Annotated in this window: 15 protein-coding genes; 11 read left to right on the top strand and 4 right to left on the bottom strand. The window is 51.7% G+C overall.

Going from position 1 to position 21,414, the window contains the following annotated elements; all coding sequences use genetic code 11:
• The first annotated feature begins 87 nt into the window (after nt 1-87).
• Nucleotides 88-1,008 carry an ornithine carbamoyltransferase gene (argF, locus tag FYZ48_RS08295; protein ID WP_149339272.1) on the top strand — a complete coding sequence of 307 codons (921 nt, stop codon included), beginning with the start codon at nt 88-90 and terminating at the stop codon, nt 1,006-1,008.
• Between the two features lie 63 nt (nt 1,009-1,071).
• On the opposite strand, the gene FYZ48_RS08290 is transcribed toward argF, so the two are convergent.
• Nucleotides 1,072-2,550, bottom strand: a complete 1,479-nt coding sequence (locus FYZ48_RS08290; protein WP_149339270.1) for a YeiH family protein — start codon at nt 2,548-2,550, stop codon at nt 1,072-1,074.
• A 262-nt stretch (nt 2,551-2,812) separates the two neighbouring features.
• The gene (locus FYZ48_RS08285) at nt 2,813-5,173 is read right to left on the bottom strand and encodes a protein-disulfide reductase DsbD family protein (RefSeq protein ID WP_149339268.1); all 2,361 of its coding nucleotides are present in this window, start codon (nt 5,171-5,173) and stop codon (nt 2,813-2,815) included.
• A 430-nt stretch (nt 5,174-5,603) separates the two neighbouring features.
• On the opposite strand from FYZ48_RS08285, the gene FYZ48_RS08280 reads away from it, so the two are divergent.
• From FYZ48_RS08280 to FYZ48_RS08255, 6 genes are all read left to right on the top strand, one after another.
• Complete coding sequence (locus FYZ48_RS08280) at nt 5,604-6,887, top strand: hypothetical protein (protein WP_149339266.1); 1,284 nt, start codon at nt 5,604-5,606, stop codon at nt 6,885-6,887.
• Between the two features lie 217 nt (nt 6,888-7,104).
• A complete protein-coding gene (locus FYZ48_RS08275; protein ID WP_187781925.1) occupies nt 7,105-10,398 on the top strand; it encodes a DUF7133 domain-containing protein in 3,294 nt (1,097 codons plus the stop codon).
• A 66-nt stretch (nt 10,399-10,464) separates the two neighbouring features.
• Nucleotides 10,465-11,331 carry a DNA methyltransferase gene (locus tag FYZ48_RS08270; protein WP_242022486.1) on the top strand — a complete coding sequence of 289 codons (867 nt, stop codon included), beginning with the start codon at nt 10,465-10,467 and terminating at the stop codon, nt 11,329-11,331.
• Between the two features lie 153 nt (nt 11,332-11,484).
• Complete coding sequence (locus FYZ48_RS08265) at nt 11,485-12,435, top strand: universal stress protein (RefSeq protein WP_187781924.1); 951 nt, start codon at nt 11,485-11,487, stop codon at nt 12,433-12,435.
• 303 nt (nt 12,436-12,738) lie between these two features.
• On the top strand, nt 12,739-13,881 hold the full coding sequence (locus FYZ48_RS08260; RefSeq protein ID WP_149339258.1) for a tetratricopeptide repeat protein: 1,143 nt from the start codon (nt 12,739-12,741) through the stop codon (nt 13,879-13,881).
• Between the two features lie 14 nt (nt 13,882-13,895).
• Nucleotides 13,896-14,099, top strand: coding sequence for a hypothetical protein (locus tag FYZ48_RS08255; protein WP_145189209.1), 204 nt, complete (start codon nt 13,896-13,898; stop codon nt 14,097-14,099).
• Between the two features lie 542 nt (nt 14,100-14,641).
• On the opposite strand, the gene FYZ48_RS08250 is transcribed toward FYZ48_RS08255, so the two are convergent.
• Nucleotides 14,642-14,821, bottom strand: coding sequence for a hypothetical protein (locus FYZ48_RS08250; RefSeq protein WP_145189203.1), 180 nt, complete (start codon nt 14,819-14,821; stop codon nt 14,642-14,644).
• A gap of 163 nt (nt 14,822-14,984) precedes the next feature.
• Nucleotides 14,985-15,971 carry a DUF1559 domain-containing protein gene (locus FYZ48_RS08245; RefSeq protein ID WP_149339256.1) on the bottom strand — a complete coding sequence of 329 codons (987 nt, stop codon included), beginning with the start codon at nt 15,969-15,971 and terminating at the stop codon, nt 14,985-14,987.
• Nucleotides 15,972-16,340: 369 nt separating this feature from the next.
• Between FYZ48_RS08245 and FYZ48_RS08240 the strand changes: the two genes are divergently transcribed.
• From FYZ48_RS08240 to FYZ48_RS08225, 4 genes are all read left to right on the top strand, one after another.
• Nucleotides 16,341-17,264 carry a DUF1559 domain-containing protein gene (locus FYZ48_RS08240; protein ID WP_149339254.1) on the top strand — a complete coding sequence of 308 codons (924 nt, stop codon included), beginning with the start codon at nt 16,341-16,343 and terminating at the stop codon, nt 17,262-17,264.
• Nucleotides 17,265-17,369: 105 nt separating this feature from the next.
• A complete protein-coding gene (locus tag FYZ48_RS08235; protein ID WP_145189194.1) occupies nt 17,370-17,744 on the top strand; it encodes a BlaI/MecI/CopY family transcriptional regulator in 375 nt (124 codons plus the stop codon).
• Nucleotides 17,741-18,886: a M56 family metallopeptidase gene (locus tag FYZ48_RS08230; RefSeq protein WP_149339252.1), complete on the top strand. Its 1,146-nt coding sequence runs from the start codon at nt 17,741-17,743 to the stop codon at nt 18,884-18,886. The genes FYZ48_RS08235 and FYZ48_RS08230 overlap by 4 nt, the downstream gene beginning before the upstream one ends.
• A 219-nt stretch (nt 18,887-19,105) precedes the next feature.
• The gene (locus FYZ48_RS08225; RefSeq protein ID WP_149339250.1) at nt 19,106-21,181 is read left to right on the top strand and encodes an LTA synthase family protein; all 2,076 of its coding nucleotides are present in this window, start codon (nt 19,106-19,108) and stop codon (nt 21,179-21,181) included.
• Nucleotides 21,182-21,414: the final 233 nt, after the last annotated feature.

Here is a 21,414-nt window from a genome sequence, read left to right as displayed (position 1 = left end):
TATTCATTCACACATTCCTGTTCGAGTCTTAATTTAAGATGCGAACAGGAATTCCTGTTTTTAAAACGTCATTAATCGAGAACTTCCATGAGGCATTTAGTCACGTTAAACGATCTGGAATCGTCCGAAATAGTTGAGATCTTTGCTCAAGCACAAGAGCTCAAAGACAAGCGTAAGCAGGGTGAGCGTCCTCAGTTACTGCAGGGTTATACAATGACCCAACTGTTTGAAAAACCCTCTCTGCGGACCCGTCTCAGTTTTGAATCAGCCATGTGGGAACTGGGCGGCGGTTCGAGTTTTTTCACCTGTAAAGAGGCAGGCCTCGATGGTCGTGAGTCGATCGAAGACGTGGCCCGCGTGATCGGTCGGTTTTCGGATGTGATCACCATGCGGACCTTTTCACACGAGCTGATTGAAAAATTCTCACAGCACGCGGGAAGTTGTGTGATCAATGCCCTTTCCGATCTCAGTCATCCCTGCCAGGCGCTGACAGACCTGTTTACCATGCAGGAACTGCTCGGTGATCTGACGCAGCAGAAACTGGTCTACGTCGGCGACGGGAATAATGTGGCGTATTCGCTGGCTAACTGTTGTGCCAAGCTGAATGTGCCGTTTGTGGTCTCTTCGCCCGAAGGTTTTGAGCTCTGTTCGGATCTGGTGGCGACACTTAAGAGTAATTATCCCGGCCTGCAGCTGGAACTGGAAGCGGATCCAATGAAAGCGGTTGCCGATGCAACCGTCATCTACACTGATGTCTGGGCCAGTATGGGACAGGAAGCAGAGACCGAAAAACGCAAAAAGATATTCGCCGATTTTCAGGTGACGGAAAGTCTGATGTCCGCTGCCGGAAAACAGTGTCGCTTCATGCACTGTCTGCCCGCGAAACGGGGACTGGAAGTAACAGACGGAGTTGTTGACTGCGAGCAGAGCATCGTCTTCGACCAGGCGGAGAATCGCAAGCACCTTGCCAAAGGGCTGCTGGTCTGGTTGCTCAAACAGTCATCCTGATGACTCGCGAAATAACAACCACCCCGGTCCTGAATGACCGGGTTTTTTTATGCGCCAGGCAGCCTACTTCTTGAAGACTTCAGTGACGACATCCTTGTAGAAGACTTCGAACATCAACCAGGCCATGAGGAGTGTCAGAATCAGGTTCAGAGACTGGCCACAGACATATAGAATCAGTGGCTTGCCCCCTTTGAGGAATTTCGCCAGTTCGCGGAAGTTGGTTTCCAGTCCGATGCTGATAAAGGCCAGACAGAAGAACCAGCCGCGGAAGACCTTGGACGATTCTTTCACCATGGCTGGCACCACTACATCTCCGCCGGGAAGCGATACATACAAGAGGGAGAAGATCGCTGAAGCCGCGATGAAGCCCAAAACGAATTTCGGGAAGCGATACCAGATTTCCCACGCATCCGGTTTGATACCGGATTCTTTGCCTTCCACGCAGCTGACCCAGTAGACGGCGACGCCAAATGCGGTCACGCCGATCAGGATATTCTGGATCATCTTGATGGTGACGGCGACCTGTTCTGCTTCTGGTCCCAGCAGGTTACCTGCAGCGGCGACCGCACCAGTTGCATCAATGGTTCCGCCCATCCAGGCACCACCTAAAATCGGGCTCATGCCCAGCGCCTTAATCACCGCGGGAAGTGCAATCATCATGAAGACCGTAAACGTCAATGAAAGCCCGATGGCGAAGGAGAGCTCTTCCTTCCTGGCTTTACAGGAGGCTGCGGTGGCGATCGCAGCCGAGACACCACACACGGACATATCCGCGGAAATCACCATGTTCAGCGAGCGGGATTCCATTTTCAGGAACTTCTGCCCGAAAAAGTAAGTGCTGATCAGAACAACGGGTGTGACGACCCAGGCCACATAGATACCAGGCAGACCCAGGATGAGCAGACGGTTCAGCAGCACGCTGGCACCCATGATGACCAGTCCGGATTTGATGTATAACTCAGTTCTAAGTGCCGGCTTAATCCAGTTCGGGGTGCCAATGGTATTGCTGATCACCAGACCGATCATCAATGCCCAGAGTGCGTATTCGAGGTTATAACTTTTGATCACCGCTTGCCCGGTCAGAATATATGCCAGTGTGGCCAGCAGAAAGACCGCTACGAAACCAATAGCGAAAGGGGGGGCTTTCTGTCCCATGGCTGTGACACCAATCGAAAACACAATCAAGCTGACGAGGAAGACGACACCGATCGGCAGCAGCAGACTCGATTTCTCAGGAGGAAACAGAGAATCTACCGGGTTATCTGTCCAGGACCCCGGTTTAGCCAGCCACGGTTTCAGAGGGCTGTGTGCACTCACCTTCTCACCAGCAGCTTCCGCGGCTTTAACCTGTTCTGCGAAATCGGCGGGAAGTGAAAAATACATCACCAGAAAGCAGACTACCAGCAGTGTTCCACCGATCCAGATCGCCCACCAGTCTTCAGCCGTTCTCATTTCAGACCAGGTCGATCGCCGGGGAGCAGCTACGACAATATCATCTTCTTGATTCTGTTCTGGATCGGGAGCGGAGGGGGTGTCTTGCATGGCAGGTCTCGGTGTCAGAGAATCATTGTGTTTTACTGAGCAGCATGGTGCCAGCCATTGGAAATCGAAATTACCAACCGGTGGCTGTCGCCATTCCGCTCAAGTCAGCAGGAAAGCAGGGGATGGAATCGTACGGAAACGGTACGTTCACGGAATGCATCATACCTTACAAAAAAGTTCAGGAATCGAAAAGCGTTGATGTATGAACGGGCCTCAATTTCGACTCAGAGCCCGCATACATACAACCCATACGAGAGCGAGTTTAACGTGCTTCGGTGCTCTCAGCGGAAACCATTGCCTGTTTAGGGGCAGATTTCGAGGCGGGAGATTCATCCACTGCCTGTTTTAAGGCGCTTAAAAGCGTGGACTGTGTATACAGGTCACGGATGATAATCGGTTTGTTGGGGTTATTGGCGGGGAAGATCACTGTTAAGGGAATGCTGACACTCTCAAATTTGTCCAGCCATGCTTTGATATCAGGTGAGTAATCTGTGTAGTCCGCATACATCGGCACCACATTATACTTACTGACCATTTCCAGGGTTTCGGGAGTATTCAGAGCCAGTTTCTCGTTGGTCTTACAGCTCAGGCACCAGTCCGCAGAGAAGTCAATCAGGACGGTCCGGTTCTCGGAACGCAGTTTTTTCAGTTCCTGAGCATTGAAAGGCACCCAGGGAAGATCGTTGGTCGACTTCTGACTCATGTTATAACCAAAGAAGCAGATTCCCGCTGTGAGCAGTAACGCTGCAGTCCGTACCGCGAGCTTCACCCGGGCAGGCGAACTGTGTGAGTACAGGCTGCCGATCATCCACAGGCCGGTGGTGATCCCCAGCAGCATGATCAGTACGGGAATGGTCAGGGATTCGTCCAGGAACGAAATGATAAAGATCACTGCTCCCATCAGCACGATCCCCGAGAACTCTTTGAAGCGGACCATCCACATACCCGGTTTGGGCAGGAATTTGATCGCGTTGGGGAAAATGCTGAAGATGATATAAGGTGAAGCCATGCCCAGTCCCATGACCAGCCAGACCAGGTAAGTGATTTGAGGTGTCTGTTTGACAGACCAGGCGAGTACCGGTCCCAGGAACGGGCCACTACAGGGAGTCGCCAGCAGTGTTGCCAGAATCCCGGTCAGAAACGCACCCGTTAGACCCTCTTTCTGTTGTCCGCCCGCGGCAGAGCCGACCATGCCCGGTACCGGGATTTCAAAGACGCCCAGCATGCTCAAGCCCATCGCGTAAACGATGCAGGCCATGATGACATTGAATTTGGTGCTTTGAAAGAGTCCGCCCCAACCCAGTCCCGCGAAGACCGCGAGTGAAGCCAGGCTCAGAAAGACGACCAGGACACCCAGTGAGTAGAAGATATTTAACAGAAAGATTCGGAGTCGACTTTCGCCCGCCTGTTGTACAAAGCTCATGACCTTAATCGCCACGACCGGCAGCACACAGGGCATCACGTTCAGAATCAAGCCACCCAGGAAGGCAAAAAACAGATACGAAGACAGACTGCGGTTGGATTCCTCAGAGCTGATAATGATGGTGTCGTCGTCAGCTGCACTGTTGCTGTGAAGTTCTTCCAGCGAAGACATCGCTACCGGCTGTGCATTAGTGAGATCTCCCAGCTGAAACTCGACAGGCATCGGGCGGCGACAACTGCCCTCATTGCAGATCTGGTATGTCAGTTTTCCTTCCACACCAATTTCCCGGGCATCTGCTATCCGTTCAAACTGCCGCGTCCAGACCACTTCGTTGTAGTGGGTACGCTGGCTGAATTCTCCGTGAGTTTCCTCTTTGGGATCTGGTGTCGCTTTGAACTGCTGCGAGACGGATTTCAAACCTTCGAGCTTCAGAATTTCGATATGTGTCGGCAGTCCCGCCTGAGTTTTATCCTGGTCGAGTGCAAACGTATGGAATTCCGGTTCCAGCTTCATTGTAATTTTCAGGTCGACCAGTTGCTTGGGATTCACAGCCGCTGGTTCCAGTGCAAACTTCAATTCGATCGGATCAGGTACGTTTCGCCGTTCGGGAATCGTGGTAAATGACAGCGGCGCACTTTCCTGCTTTCCGGATAGGGTTGTAGAGAATGCGTATTGCGAAGGCACACAATTCTTGGCATCGCATACCTGATAGAGCATCTGTCCTTTGATCTGAACCTGGCTGGGTTCTTTTACGTCTTTATTGACCTTAAAGCGTCGTGTCCAGATGACGCTCTTGGTGTATTTTTCAATCTCTTTGCCGAACAGGGGCTCGAAGACGGTTTTAGGAGGATGGTCGGCATTGAAGTGCTGATCGATGGCGGTCACGCCTTTCGATTCCTCAATGACGAACTTGGTAGCGCCGCCAAACGTCGGGTTGGTTGAATAGGTGTAGGAACCTTCGGGGATCAGCATGGTCAGTGAGAGTGTGACGGTCTCTCCTGCTTTGGCATCCTGAGGGAGCAGGCTGACACTGATTTCTGCCTTGGCGTTCTTTGTTTCCTTCCCGGATGCTGCCTGTTTCTGTCCGAAGAGATCGGGCAGAGACGGTTTCTGAGCTGTGAGTGTCAGCGAACTGCAGAACAGGGAGGCGAGAATAGTCAGGCAGGCGACGGTTGCGGTATAGCGGCGGGGAGTTTTCAAAATGAAACCCTTCCAGAAAACTCGGATACTTTGGTAGTTGGTCGATCACCCCTGATCTGACAGGCTACTCCTGTCGAGCAGGTTCGCCAGGGAACCTGTGATCTGTCTTTAAAAGGCAGGTGATTTCAGGTGTGACAAACACGGACGGGCTCGAAAGCCCACTCGTTAAATTATACAATACGTAGAATGATATCGGTGACAGGCCTGTTTTCTTCTGTGAAGTAAGATACAAAACCTTGCCGTTTCTTACGGATTTTAGATTTTTGAGTCAACATTGACAATCCGTTGCCGGACCCGCAAACTTTCTCATCCCCTTTGGTAAACTGGGAAGAGTACTGATCGCAAAGCTGGCAACCTGTTGTCTCTCAATATCTTAACCCATCAATGTGAATTGATCAATTGGCGTGCTGAATCAATGATATCACCCCTGTTGAGAGTTGGAATTCTGTTGCTTCTGCTGGTAGGCAATCTGTCCGGCGAAGAACCACTGGTGGCTACCAAACCTGTGCGTCAGATTGACTTTAGGGATCCTGTTCCCTACGGATTACAGCCCGTAGCGTATGGTACCGGCACTTTAACAGACCCCGTCACACTCTTAAACGAACAGCTGATTCAGCAAAATAGAGAGCTGAAATTTGATACAGAGTGGGGATATTTAAGGGAAGTCCTCAAGCTGTTACAGCTGCCCGAGTCTTCACAGTTGATGGTCTATTCGAGAACGGCCCTGAATCCACGGATTATTAATCCTGATAATCCGCGAGTGGTTTATTTCAATGATGATATCTACCTGGGCTGGGTGCCAGGGGCTCGCTCGATGGAACTGGCGTCCATAGACCCGCTGCGGGGAACGATCTTTTATGAACTGGACCTCAAGGCTTCCGCGAAACCCCGCTTCGTCCGCTCGGACCGCTGTCTGGCCTGTCATGCAGGAGATTCGAGCCTGCGGGTACCGGGACTGCTCGTCCGTTCCTTTCTCACCGATGACCATGGTCGCCCGATTTCCGGTTACTCGCAGATCTCTCATGACAAACCACTCGAAAAACGCTGGGGTGGCTGGTACGTGACTGGCACTCATGGAGACATGCTACACCTGGGGAATGTATTCGGCAGAGAGACAATTGAAGAGTTCCGAACTAATCCGGCGTTACGTGCCAACCTGACACACGTCGATCAGTTCTTCGATACAACAAAATATCTCAGTCCACATTCCGATCTGGTGGCACACCTGGTTCTGGATCATCAGGTCCACGCACATAATCTGATCACGCGCGTCAGTATGGAGTATCAGCTGGGCCTGGAATCGGATGCCCGCCAGCGGCTGGTGCGGTATCTGTTGTTTCTGGATGAAGCTCCATTCACGGCACCGGTGAAGGGCACCAGCGGTTATCAGGACTGGTTTGCCCGGCAGGGGAAGCGGGACTCGCAGGGCCGCTCGTTAAAAGACTTCGATCTGAAAACCCGGTTGTTTCAGTATCGATTGAGTTACCTGATCTACACTGATGGTTTCCAGAAGATGCCTGCAGGAGCCAGATTGCGGATTCTCAAGGATATTTATGAATTCCTGAACGCAGATGACTCTACGCTGAAAGCGGATTGGGACGTCGAACCCCAGAACTTCCCCATAGCTGAGCGGCAAGCCATCCTGCAGATCGTTGCAGAAACCCTGGACAAGCTCCCGGAATTCTGGAAGACCGCCGCAGTTTCTACGAAATGAACCATTTCGGGGCTCTCAGAAGCGGGGATTGCCTTAGACCATTGACAGGCACTATGATACTTTTGCAGTCAATCGAGGCAACCTGACCTGACATTCGTTCCTCTGAGGTTCAGTGATCGGGATCTTTTGAGAATTCAAACCACCAACCCTATGAGGCACAATGCGGTTATTTACTATACGACGCGCCGACAGACGAACTGGAAATCGATTTGCTATCTTGTTCCTCTGTCTGTTTGTTGGCGCAGAAACTCTTGTTGCGCAGACAAAACCAGCCGATAGTTTCGCAGGGCTCAAGGTTCCGGAAGGGTTCCGCGCGACGTTATATGCCGATGATGACCTGGCGCATGACATTTATTCCATGACCGTCGATTCTCTGGGCCGCGTTGTCGTTTCCGGTCCGGGTTACGTACGCATCCTGATTGACGAAGACCAGGATGGCATCGCTGATTCCTTCAAACAATACGCAGATGGTCCCGCCAGTGGCGCCCAGGGCATGTATTTTCTGGGCCGCGATTTACTTTGCACGGGAGACGCTGGACTGATCCGCTATCGCGATCAGGATGGCGATGATCGAGCAGACGGCAAGCCGGATGTCTTTTTAAGAACCCGGACTGGTGGCGAACACAATACCCATTCGATTCAGAAAGGCCCCGATGGCTGGTGGTATCTGTTGCTCGGAAATACAACGGGCATCAATGAAAAATATATCACGCTCGACAACTCACCTGTCAAGAAACCTTATGCCGGCACCCTGATGCGGCTCACTCCCGATCTCACAAAAGGGGAAGTTCGAGCCGACGGTTTTCGTAATGCCTACGATTTTACTTTCTCGGCCAACGGTGATGTCTTTACTTATGACAGCGATGGTGAGCGGGATATTTCGCTGCCGTGGTACCGTCCTACGCGTGTCTTTCATGTACTCCCTGGTTCGAATGCAGGCTGGCGAAGCCGCAGCTGGAAACGACCTGATACATTTTTAGACATGCCACCCGCGGTTGCCGCTTTTCATCGTGGTTCACCAACCGGTGTCTCCTGCTATCGACATCGGAGTTTTCCGGCAGAGTATCAGGGAGCCCTGTTTGTGGCCGACTGGACTTTCGGCCGCGTGCATGCGATTCCATTGGAAAACTATGATGGCAGTTATGCCAGTGAGCCGACCGAATTCATCACAGGAGTCGGGCAATTCGGCTTTGCTCCTACCGATCTGGCCATCGGCGCTGAGGGGGCACTCTATGTCAGTGTCGGCGGACGTGGTACTCGTGGCAGCGTGTTTCGCATCGACTATGTCGGTCCGGTGGTTGCTCAAAAACCGAATCTGGCGGATGTTGAAGAGGCACCAGTCGCAGATTCCACAGAAACTCCTGCAGGACTCGACGCCTGTCTCTCGGCTCCACAGCCTTTGAGCAGCTGGTCGCGGGAAACCTGGCTCCCACTGCTCAAACAACTGCAGCCGGAAGACTTTTATCGGGCAGCCCTCGACAGCAGTCGTCCCGAGGATCAGCGTGTACGGGCGATTGAAATCGTAACCGAACAACTGGGAGGTTTTCCGGACCGAATTGTCGAACGCCTGATTCTGGATCAATCGGAGCGGGTACGTGCCCGCCTGGCGTGGTCTCTTGCCTATCACGATCAACCAACACGCAAAACCGAGTGGCTGAATGCGTTGCTCAAAGATGATTCAGCCCTTGTATCCCGCTTCGCGCTGGAGACGCTGATGCAGCTGGGGGATCAGATCGATCAGAGCCAGTGCCTGGATGGTCTGCAACAGACATTGGGGGCTACGGCCCGATATGTACGTCAGACCGCAGCCCGAGCCGCTGCGACATTGAACGCTGAGAACTTTAAAACACTCTCCGAACGGATTGGTCCTGATGAAGGTGCCGCGTTGATGACGCTCGGTTATGCGACGGTCATTAAGCAGGGGGGCGGTGTCGTTCCCCTGGCGGTCCGCACCGGGATCACGGTTTTTGAAGGAGATTACCAGACCGATCTACGTCTGGATGCCTTGAGACTGATCCAACTGGGGCTCGGAGATCTGGGCCCACCTACAAAAATGGCAGCGGTCTTTGACGGCTATGCCAACGGCGTTGATCTGAGTGATCACGAACGGCACCTCGACCCGATTCGCATCCGTCTGATGCAGGCCTTTCCGAGCAGTCATGAAATCCTCGATCATGAACTGGCGCGGGTGCTGTCAATGCTTGCACCTTATAATCCGAAGCTGCTGGATCGTATCCTGGCAAAAATTACAGACGATACCGATCCGGTGACCGACATTCACTATCTGATTGTTGCGGCCCGCATTCCCAGTGACCGCAGTCGGGAACAGTCGCAGAAAATCGCCAGTGCCCTCGTGCACATCGATGAGAAACTGATCCGGTTCAAACTGCCCCAGGATACCAACTGGGATGACCGCTTCAGAGAACTCTACAGTCAACTGGTAAAGATCGACGCCGACCTCCCACGCCAGATTGTGGAACAGCCTGACTTTGGTCTGCCGGGGCATGTGCTGTTTCTCAGTCAACTGCCTCCCCAGTTTCTAGGCAAGGCCATTGAAGCTTTTGAACGTAAGATCGAAGCCTCCCCTGATTTTCAGTGGAATAGTGATGTGATTTTTGTGTTTGGCGAATCAACAAAGCCCGCACATCGCGAAATGATTCGTGATCTCTACGACGATTTTGCGCTGCAGCCAGCTGTGCTGGCAGTTCTCGCAGCGCAACCTGAAGAGCAGGATCGGGATAAATTTATCGCAGGGCTGGAATCATCCCAGATAGAGGTGCTCGAAGCCTGTGTGAAGGCACTCGATAAACTGTCCCCTCCTCAACAGCCTGAAGAAACGGTGAAACTGTTTGCTACACTGCGACGGCTGGGGCATGACAAGCGGGAAAAAAATCTGCAGGCGCGGATCATACCGTTACTGCAGCGTTGGACCGGGCAACAGTTTGGTCAGGTTTCGGATCTTGCCGACCCGGATAAAGCCCGCGCCCTGGTTCAGGCCTGGGAGGAGTGGATTGCTAAAACTTACCCTCAGGTCTATCAGATGGTATTGCAGCAGGGGGGAGAAGAGGCAGAGAAATTAAATGCGGTGCTGGCCACCGTCGACTGGGAGACCGGCAGTAAGGAGCGGGGCGAAGCGTTGTTCCGGAAGCGGGCCTGTATTCAGTGTCACGGAAACCGTAGTGCTCTGGGACCAGCTTTGACGGGAGTCGCCCGTCGTTTCTCTCGTGAGGATCTTTTCACCGCGATCGTTTCTCCCAACCGGGATGTTTCTCCCCGGTATCAAACCACAATCGTTGGTACTGTGGATGGCAAAGTTTATACGGGGCTGGTGGTCTACCGTTCGGTGGATGGGCTGACCCTGCGGGATTCGAACAATCAGACCACCCGCATTGAAGCGGATGAAATTGATTTTGAAAACAAGAAAAGCACATCACTGATGCCAACCGGACTTTTGAAGGATCTCACTCCACAGGACCTGGCAGACCTGAATGCCTATTTACAAAGTCTCTAAACCGGGTACCCTGTAGGCAGTAAAGATGACCGAGTGAGCCGTTATTCAGCAGGAGGCTTAGCGCGCGTGTCGACTTCTGATCCGAAACCAGCCAAAAAGAAACGAACCAGAACGCTACCGCCTCCTTATAATTCCCTGGATGGTAAGCGCTGGATTCAAAACTCGATCAGTGTCTGGAGCGACATTCGTAAATCGACCGCGGAAGGCCGGCTCAAGCATCCTGCGATCTTCCCGGAAATGCTGGTAGAACGACTGATTGAGACCTTTCTTCCTCTGGATGGGGATGTGATTCTCGATCCTTTTGCCGGTTCGGGTAGTACGGTGATTACCGCGGAGAAGATGGGAAAAAAGGGTGTGGGAGTGGAACTCTCGGCTGAGTACGCTGAGATCGCCGCCCGGAGACTGGCCGAACTGAGTGAGCTCACAGATGAGTCAGGTGATGGGCAAACCGTTTCCACCCGCTCGCGCATTCATCACGGTTCCGCCTTGAATCTGTCTGATTACGTCACTCCGGGCAGTGTGGATCTCTGTATCACCTCACCCCCGTATTGGGACGTGCTCAACCAGCGCCGCTCCGCCGACCATAAAGAGGTCAGGCATTATGGAAATCATGAACACGATCTGGGTGTTGTGGAAGATTACGAAGACTTCCTGCAGGAATTATCTCGTGTCTTTCAGGATGTGCAAACGGCGCTCAGGCCGGGAGGCTACTGTTGTGTGATTGTGATGGATCTCCGCAAGAAAAGCCGCTTTTTTCCTCTGCACAGTGATCTCGCCGCCCGGCTGCAGGAGATCGGCATGATTTATGATGATCTGATCATCTGGAACCGTCAGGCTGAATACAATAATCTCAGACCACTCGGTTTTCCCTCGGTCTTTCGCGTGAATAAAGTCCATGAATTTATTCTGCTGATGCAAAAGCCAAAACAATAGCTCTGAGGTGAGTCCGTAGATTGGCATTCGTGTGGCGGAGTCGGTATAACTCACGTTCTAACAACGGATTTCAACTAGGAACCAGATCCGACTTCTGTCATAATATTGATGGAGAGTCCGGTTTACGCTCAACAATACAACGAGAGAATACCCATGCAAAACATCAATTCCATTCTGGTCGGCGTCGATCTGACCCACGCGGATCGCCTGGTGGCAGAAGAGCTTAACGAGCAGACCGCGGAAGCTGTCGAACGTGCCATCTGGGTAGCAGCATTGTTCAATGCCCGGCTCGAATTCTTTGCAGCCATGGATCTTTCGGCCCATACCAAGCATCTGCTGGAAGAAGACCGGGATCACCTGACAAATAATGTCGAAGACGAAGCCCACCGCGTGATGAGTGAGCTGATCGAACAAGCCAAAGCAAAAGGGGTGGAGAGCTCTTCTAAAGTCGCCTTCGGTGCGCCGTGGCGGGAAATTATTCTGGAAGTGATTCGCGAGAAACACGACATGGTTCTGGTCGGCACACGGCCACATGGATTCACCGGACGCCTGTTTGGCGGCACCGTGATGAACCTCTTCCGTCAGTGTCCCTGCCCGGTCTATGCTGTGAAAGTTGATGAAGAGCCCGAGGTTCCGGAAATCGTCGTCGCCAGTGACATGAGCGAAGTCAGCAGCGATATTCTGAACTTCATCGTTTCGTCTGCTCAGGTGGCAGATATGAAAATTCATCTGGTCCACGCCATTGATACACGGCTGGACGAACGTCTCAAAGGACTGGGGGTCAACCAGGAGACGCTCAAGAAGTGTGCCGAAGACATCAAATCTGAAATCGAAAACGAACTCAACGAGCAACTGGCTCAGACTGACTTTCGTACTCTGACTTACGGCGTGCAGGTACATGTGCTGGAAGGATCTCCTGATGTGGCAATCCCGGCTTTCCTCGCCGAGCATAAAGTCAATCTGCTTGCGATGGGCACACTCGCACGTTCCGGTTTGAGTGGTTTCTTTATTGGAAATACCGCTGAGCGCATGCTGGAAAAGGTTAACTGCTCTGTACTGACCTTCAAGCCGTCTGACTTCGTTTCGCCGGTTGTGCCTGAATAAACCTGCTGCAAAGCATCACGAATAGCCGTTCATAACGGAACTCAATCAAACATCGCGGATTTCGGTCCGCGATGTTTTTTTACTTTGTTGCAATCCCGGACGGGGGAGTTGCAGAAATCAAGCACACGACTGGGGCTGGCGATTATTTTGATTTTCCAGAATGAAATCGAAACCAGATTGTGTAGTGAAAGAATGTGACGTGGTAGACTGGTTGATAGATTTTTTGTAATCGATTGACCGAACGCTTTCTGTACATCAGAGTCGAACAGAAAGTAAGTCACTGCAGCTATTCAGGAACAGCCTATGCCCGTCTATCTGATCACCGCTACGGACACACGTGGAAAGCGAGACACCCATCGAGTGAAGGCGGAAAGTGCCCGTGAAGCCTGCAACGACCTGGAAGAGCAGGGGTTTGTTGATATCACGCTCCATAGCGATGATGCGTTTGCAGCCGCGACAAATCTATTCCCTGACAACAAGGATGTGGAAGAGCATCTGACAGCAGAAGATCTGGTGAAGATGCAATATTTGAGCGATTTTCAGCAACTACTGTTTACTCTTCGGCGTGCTTATTGGCAATCTGCCTGGTTTTATCTGCTGGTCATCGGGGTCTTTGCTTACCGCTGGTATTACAAGTTAGGCTGGTTTGACAATCCTGACGATCTGGACCCTATAGATATCGGTGTCGTCGTGGTAATGTTATGGCCGCTGGCGATCAGTCTCTGGTTCACATATTTGTCACCGGCGCGAAAATACAAACGACTGATGCAGGCCTTTGCCTGGGGACACTGGGATGAAGTCATTGATCTCTGTCCGACCCTTGTCGGCAAAGTTCCCGATTACGAACTGGCTTGCCGCCATGCTGTCGCGCTGGCGGCTCAGGGAGAGTTTGATGAGGGAATGAAACTGGTCAAGCCGTTTGAAAAAGATCCCGATGTCCCCCGCTGGATGTATCTGGGCAGACTGTCTGAACTGTATGAGGTCGTCAAAGATCGCGAACAGGTGATTGAGTGTCACCGACGGGCGTATGAAGCAGCTCCCGAAAATCCAACAGCTCAACTGGATTATGCCTATGCCTTACTCAAATATGAAGAAAATATACCACTGGCAGAACAACTGATGGCAGAAGCAGAGCAAGAGCAGCTGAGTGAACTGTTGAAATATCTGCTTCCCTATTTCAAAGGAATCCTGGCACTGCATCAGGGGCGTAGCGGCGATGCAGTAAAGCTGTTTCACGAATGCCAGGAGAACCTGTTGCCCATCGCGCACAGTGAGCCGATGCTGCAGTTGATTGTCGACTACAACCGCGCCTATCTCGCGATTGCACTGGCTGAGCAGGGGGATGCTCGGGAGGCAGAAACACTTTACGACCTGGTGAAACCCCGATTGCAAGCACTGGACAGTACGCTGCTTATGGATCGCTATGCAGCCGCGATTCGAATCTGAAAAAGGAAATGACGATGAACAAAGTTGTCAGGCACAACAGTCTGCTCAATAAACTGATTTTACTGGGGGGATTCATTCTGCTCGCATTGGGGATCTTCACCAACGGGTTGGTTTTACTCACCGGTGGGGTGCTGATCTCGGGGGCGTTAATTGCCGAAACGTTAAACAGCCAACTGGCCGCGCAGGTGATTTACTCAGATGAGGAACAGACGGGGTGACCGCCGTCGAATATGAACCTCTGGTTTATCCCTCGGTATGGCCACCTCCTGAGCTGCCCCCACCTGTTCCGGGGAGCTGGGAAGCCAGGTTGAAACGCATTCCCATTCTGGGCTGGTTTCCGGTCTTCATACTCAGATATTTACGCTGGCAAAAGCATTATTCTGAGGTCTTGGAACCGATCGCTTTCGAGATTACAGAGCAGCTTGAAGCACGCCCCAGGGTGGCTGGCTGGTCCAACAGATCTCGTTGGTTCAGCACAGCACGTCATCAGAAAATTGCTGAAATCATTTCTGATGCGGTAGCGTTGGAAAAATTTCTGGTTGGTTCGCCCCCACTCCATCCAGAGGATCCTTTTCCCTTGCTGTTCTGGGGACCCTTAGATGATCTGACACCGCTGACTGTAGGGCTGGAGATCCAGAAAGAATTCGAGGCAAATCTTTCCTCAGAAGGAATCAGGCAAGCCTGGGAAGAAAACTGGACCCTGAGAGAGTTCATTGATTACTGCGATCAATGTATCTCACAGGGAACAGCGGAAACGTAATTACTTCTTTTCCTGAGCCGCGCGGTGCGCTGATTCCGAATCAAAAACTTCCTGCTTTTCTTTTTCCATTTCAGATTTCACATCAGGGGTGATTTCTCCGGAGTCCATGGGAGCTTCAGATCCACAAGCGGAAAGCAGGCTGGCGGCAGCAAACAGAATGAGACAAGACGCAAATTTCACAACAGGTTCCTCGAGTGTGTTACAGTGAAAATTTTAAAAAATATTCGAGCGAGAATACTTAAGCAAATATAAACAGGGCATCATCAGGTTCCGGGGGGGATTCCATCAGATGCCCTGCGCTCACGATGATGCAGGCTTTTACGCAGTCGATTCAAACGCTGCGTTAGAAGTTTTCCAGGGGTTCCCGGTCATCGGTCAGGCTGATACGTCGCATGATGTCGCCGTCGATGTTGTAGCTGATCAGGCGAACTGAGCCATCGGCCAGACAGGCATTCATACCACCATCATGGGCGGAACCGAAGAATGGGTGCCAGTTGGTCCAGGAGACGCCACCCTTGTCGGTGACGGCAACCGTATCAGTCGGCGCTTTCACGTCGGGCAGGGGAGTCAGGCCGTATTCGACTCCGGCGCTGGTTCGGCCGGCACCGTGGCGGATGACACATTCATCCCAGCCGGCGTTGACCCAGGGCTCGTTGTCTCCCCCATCCAGACCGTGGCGATCTGGGTTGAGTGCTTTTTCTGCGACCATGATCGTATTCGAGGCACCATCTTTGATGTCGTTGATCCGGAGTTGCTTGGAGTCTGTTCTGACAACTACCCCCCGTTTGCCGAGACTGAGTGTCGTGGTGATACCACCTTCACGCTGACCACCGTTGCCGGCGTAGTCGCTGCGGTAATAACCACTACCGTACGAGGTCACTTTACGGCGACTCGGACAGTAGTAGGCTTTCACGCCCTTACGTCCCACCAGGGGATAGGTACCTACCGGGTCGGCATCGGTTCCCAGATCGTAAATCGTGGACTGTTCCATGTAAGGCAGGATGTGATACAGCCAACTCCAGCCGGCACGTTCTGTAGCATTACAGCAGGCATAGGAAGCACCGGCACCGTCACGAGCGCCTGTAGGCAGGTGATCGTAAACATCATGGAAGTTATGGAATGCGAGGCCAATCTGCTTCAGGTTATTCTTGCATTGTGTGCGGCGAGCTGCTTCGCGGGCCTGTTGCACGGCTGGTAACAGCAGGGCAATCAGAATGGCAATGATGGCGATGACGACGAGCAGTTCGATCAGGGTGAAACCCCGGCGGGATTCCGTTCGTAGTTGACGCGTACCGGTAGCGGGGGAAGAAATTGGACGTAACGTCCTCATTTTCCAGTCTCCTTAAAGTGAGAAAGTCGTATGGAATGTAGAGCAGCGTTTCAGTTTCTCAAGGCGGGGTGTGCCGGTATGGGTCTTGACTGACCTTTAGGAACAGGGCTCGGAGTCCCTTTCCTGATGCTGGTGAGCATCCTATCGGGCGAGTGTTAAAGAATGGTGAGCGAAGTGTGAATAGTGTTTCGTTTCCAGCGAACCTGCGAATCGACTTCAACAAAGTGAACTGAATGACACAGGCCGAACCTGTTTTGATGGGGCGGAAGCACCGTTTCAGAACAACTGGTTCCTCTTGACATAATACTAAAGTGTTAGTACAAAACGTTCCCTGAATGGATTCAATCGGTAAAAAAAGGAATTTCAGACATGCATCAGAGCCCTGCGGGACTTTGTGTCGGCTTACCTGACTCACAGCACAGCTGTGGTGGTGGGAGAGTACGACGACAGAGATCGAACTCGCGTTCTCGCTCTGGATTTACCGTTCTGGAATTGCTGGTGACCTGCGGAATTATAGGCACACTCGTCAGTCTGATTTTGCCCGCCGTTGGTTCCGCACGCGAAGCTGCCCGTCAGCTGCAGTGTAAAAATCAGCTCAAACAGATCGGAATCGCCATTCACTGTTATCACGATACCGCCGGTTGTCTTCCTGCGGGCTGGCAGTTCGAGTCTACCCAGAAATCGCTGTATGGCTGGTCAGTTCCACTGCTGCCTTATCTGGAGCAGCGGGCCGTTTATGAAATCGTTGATCGTAATCAGATACTGGCTCATCCTTTCAATCTTAGGGCCCGGCAGACTTCCCTTGCCGGTTTTCTCTGTCCGTCTGATATTTTTGATCCAACTTTTATCCTGTATGAAGAGCAGCCGGCCGGTGGTGCAGGTGCAGCAATTATGGAGCTGCCAACCGCCAGTTATGTAGGAGTCTACGGTACAGTTGAAGCAGACGACGGGATGCCACCTCCACCCGGGGATGGCGCAATAGTGTATGCTCAGACGATACGTTTTCGCGATTTGCAGCGGGGCTTAAGTAATACTGCAGTTGTGGGAGAACGCACCATGGCGATGGTCCCTTCCACCTGGCTGGGAGTCGATCTGGCAGGGGAAGATGCAGCCTGTCGGGTGACGGGAAGTAACATGACTTCCCCCAATTGTAAATTGTGTGACGAATGTGAATTTTCCAGTCGCCATCCGGGCGGTACCAGTTTTCTGTTCGGCGACGGTCACGTTCGATTTATTTCAGAGTCCATCGATACAAAAACATACCAACAACTGGCACGCCGCTCAGGCCAGTAGAGCTCAGGCCAGTAGAATTGTATAAATACGTTATGTGGCCCGTTGGCCATGAGTGGAATGTCGATACTGACCAAAGTCTGCTGTCGATGAAAAGGAATGGTTGCGATGACAAAAACTCATCTGACAAAATGCGAACTGGAAGTCATGGATGTTGTCTGGCGCAAAGGCCGCGCTACCGTCCAGGAAGTGGTAGATTCACTTGAACGTCCCCTGGCTTACACGACGGTAATGACAACGCTCAAGATTCTCGATGAGACGCGGGGCGTTGTCAGAAAGCAGAAAAAGGGGCGTGCCTACGAGTATGAACCCACTGTATCGCGTGAGATGATCAGTCGCAGCATGGCAGCTGATCTGACCGATCGGCTGTTTGGAGGTTCGGTAAAATCTCTGGTACTCAGTCTGGTAGAGGGTGATTCGATGTCGCAGTCTGATATTGAAGAACTGAAACTCGCCATCCAGTCACTGGAGGCAGACGCATGAGTTCCACCCAATTTCTGGAACTGGTTGTTTCTCTGACCGTGCAGGTGTCGATTGTCATCATCGCCACCCACTGGCTCGGCAGACTCGTTGAGAGTGAACGTGTACAAAGCCGGTTGTGGACGGTCTGTTATGGTATCCTGTTATCGTTAATTCTGGTTTCGGTTCTGTTGCCACATCCCCGATTTTTAAACCCCTGGAATCAGCTCAGTACGAATCATGCATCGACCTTACTCAGTATCGAGATGCAGATGGGACGATTTTTGTTCTGGATCTGGCTGGGGGGGACTGTACTCTCACTGATGGTATTTCTCTTTCGCGCCTGGCAGGTCAACCGTTTTCTTAAATCGTGCCAGCCGGTGGAAATCAGCGAGTATATTTCTGCAGAAGCTCTGGATGAGCTTTCCCAGAAGTTTAAGCTTTCCGGGAAACAGCAGGTCCGGTTTCTGACTACGACTCGTCTGAGTTCTCCCTTCTGCTCTCAGCTGCATTATCCCTATATCATTATTCCTGAGTATTTACTGGATTTCGAACCTCAGAAATTCAACTTCATTATCAGGCACGAACTGGAGCATCTGCAGACCGGACATCCCCTGCAACTCTTCCTGCAAAGACTCGTGGAAGTCATCTTCTGGTTCCATCCCATGGTCTGGTGGGCTTCACAGCAATCGGCACTGTGCCGGGAATTTGCCTGTGACGAGGCTGCGATTCAGACTCCCCAGGAAATTGCGCAATACCTGCGTACGCTCCTGACTATTATTGAATACGGTGCGACTCAGCCAGATGAAACACATACGCCTCTGGCGTTTGGCCGCGGTCAGAGTATGATTGCCAGCCGCGCACGTCGTCTGACACAGATCGCACAAAATCACAAAACAGATTATCGAATTTCTCTGTCCGGAAGTCTGGCTTCTGTGAGTCTCGTTCTGGCGACTTTACTGACTGCATTCATCTGGCTCCCCGTCGATGTGTTGGCCTCACCGCGGGCCAACTGGTCTCCCTGGCCAACCTGGTCAGCTGATGCCCTGCATGACTTCGGCGTCTCAGTGCATGACTTCGAGACTTACAACGGGCGGATGGAACTGCATGAACTGCTGCAACATAACAGCACCCGCCACAATGTGTCACCCGATGTAACGCGGTAGTGATACACGTACCCGCCAAAAAAATTTATACCAGGCTACTATAAATATAGGATTATGGCTGGTTGCGTCTGCAAGCGGCTGGATTCCCGTGGGTATAGTGAATTTCAACCCCTGGTATTTTTTTAAACTGAATTACTAAATGTTTCGGATTTGAGGTCTGAAACTGAAACAGGGTATGGGGCGACCTTATCAGCCCGGGAAGAAAAGGATTTTCGACCTATGTCTAAAGGAATTTATACAACCGAGCCGTTTCTCAATCTGACAGAAACCAATGCGGAGCGGAAGGCGGCTGACTGTGGACCAGTGAGAAGATTAGCAGCCCTGCCCGAACGGTTGTATGTGGGGTTTGCGGAGTGGTCCGGACGATATACCGTCCTGGCTATTATTTTTTTAATCATGCTCAGTTTTCTGCTGACGCTACGGGTTGCGATGATGGTGGCTTATGCAGATCTGCAAAAGTTGACCCTGCTTCAGGGGCTGTCTGTATTTCTGGTGGGACTGCAATTCGATGTGCTTGTGTCACTTTGCTTTATCATTCCCCAGCTGATGCATTTTACATTCGTGCCGAATCGGCGTGTCTCGGGACGAATTAACCAGAGTCTCTTCGATCTGACCTGGATCATCGCCTTTCTGTTTCTGCCTTTTATCTGCATCGCGGAGTTTGTTTTCTTCGAAGAATTTCAATCGCGATTGAACTACATCGCGTTTGAATACATTGTCTATCCTCGTGAAGTCTGTTGTAACATCTGGGAGTCGTACCCGATCATAGAACTGCTGACCGTCGTTGGATTGTTCGGTGGTTGCTGCTGGTTTCTTTTGAGAAATCATTTTCAAAAACAGATTTCTACTCCACTCCCGTTCCGTCGTCGCCTTGGTTTGTTTGCCACCGTGTTGACGGCGATTGCTTTGCTCTGGACATCCACCAGTGCAGAGAGCCGTCAGGTCAGTCGTGATCGTGTGGCAAATGAATGCTCGTGGAACGGGCTGTACAGTTTCGTGTATTACGCCTGGACCTGCCATTTCGACTTCAACAAAAACTACCTGACACTCGAAAATCAGGAAGTGAATCAGCGTTTACGGGAACAGATCGTGGGGGCCGGCGACCATTTGAAATCGGGGTCAAGTAATCCCGTGGATCGCATGGTGGCCACGGGTAAACCACAAAAAGACTACAATGTTGTTATCATTCTGGAAGAAAGTCTGGGGTCCGACTTCATCGGCGTACTGGGAGATAACCGGGGGTTAACTCCACATTTCGATGAATTGAGTAAACAGGGAGTGTTGTTCGACAACTTTTATGCTACCGGTAACCGGACGGCACGGGCACTGGAGGCTGTGATGACCTCCATGCCTCCCATTCCGACCGAATCCATTCTGAAACGCGATCATTCCGAACGGGTCTTTACCATCGCGAATGTCCTGGCTGAGCGAGGTTACGAGCGGCTCTTCATGACCGGGGGGCGGGGACTCTTTGATGGTGTCCGGTCTTTCATGAAGGCCAACGGTTTCAATCACTTTCGTGAACAGTCTGATTTTCAGGATCCTGTGTTTGTCAACGCCTGGGGGGTCAGCGATGAAGATCTGTTTCGCAAGGCTCTGGGAGAACTCGACAAACTGCAAGAGAACGGTCGGCCGTTCTTTGCAACGCTGTTGACTGTATCGAATCACAGGCCCTACACCTATCCTGAGGGACGCATTCCCGAAACAGAACAGACTCGGAATAATGCTGTGAAATACGCAGACTGGGCATTGGGATACTTTTTCCGGGAAGCGCAGAGCCACGAATTTTATAACAATACGATTTTTGTGGTGATGGGAGATCACGGAGCCCGCGTTACAGGCAGCCAACTGTTTCCGATGAGCTCCTATCGTGTGCCGGTATTGATGATCCAGCCAGATGGGAAGGGGCAGGGGGAACGCTGCAGTACGCTGGGGTGTACGCTGGATATTGCTCCGACCATCATGGGACGTTTGGGTAGTGACTATCGTTCTGTTTTCTTTGGCTATGATGTACTCCAGAGAGAACCCGCACACGGTCGTGCCATCATGCAGCACAATCATGATGTTGCACTACTGGATTCAGAAAATCGGATGGTTGTACTTGGTTATGGGCAATCAGCAGAAGAATTCGAACTGAATCGGGCCAACCATCAACTGGATCAACGGAAAATTCCGGATCAGGAAATGGTCCACAATGCGATTGCGCTCTTTCAGTCTGCTTATGAATTGTACTACTCCGATCGCTGGTTTCCTGATTTAAAAGTCACCAGATCTCAAAAAGACGATCGAATTTAATTGTTCATTCTGCAGCCTCGATTTCATAAATATGGTTAAGTCATTTTGCAGAAAAGCAGTTTATTCATTTATGGTTGAGAGTGAGATGAGGGACGGAGTTGCCAGGAGCGCGACAACTCCGTTTCATTCTCACCATAAGGATGGCGTTCACCTCTCTCACTACGCGTGGCTGACTGGCTGCGTACACAACCTCTCTCTCAATTGCTCACCTCCTCCTTCATCTCGTTAGACCG

The organism is Gimesia chilikensis, from assembly GCF_008329715.1.
Taxonomy (GTDB): Bacteria; Planctomycetota; Planctomycetia; order Planctomycetales; family Planctomycetaceae; genus Gimesia; species Gimesia chilikensis.
The sequence above is the reverse complement of the archived record's forward strand: the minus strand, read 5'-3'. Positions and strand labels throughout refer to the sequence as shown.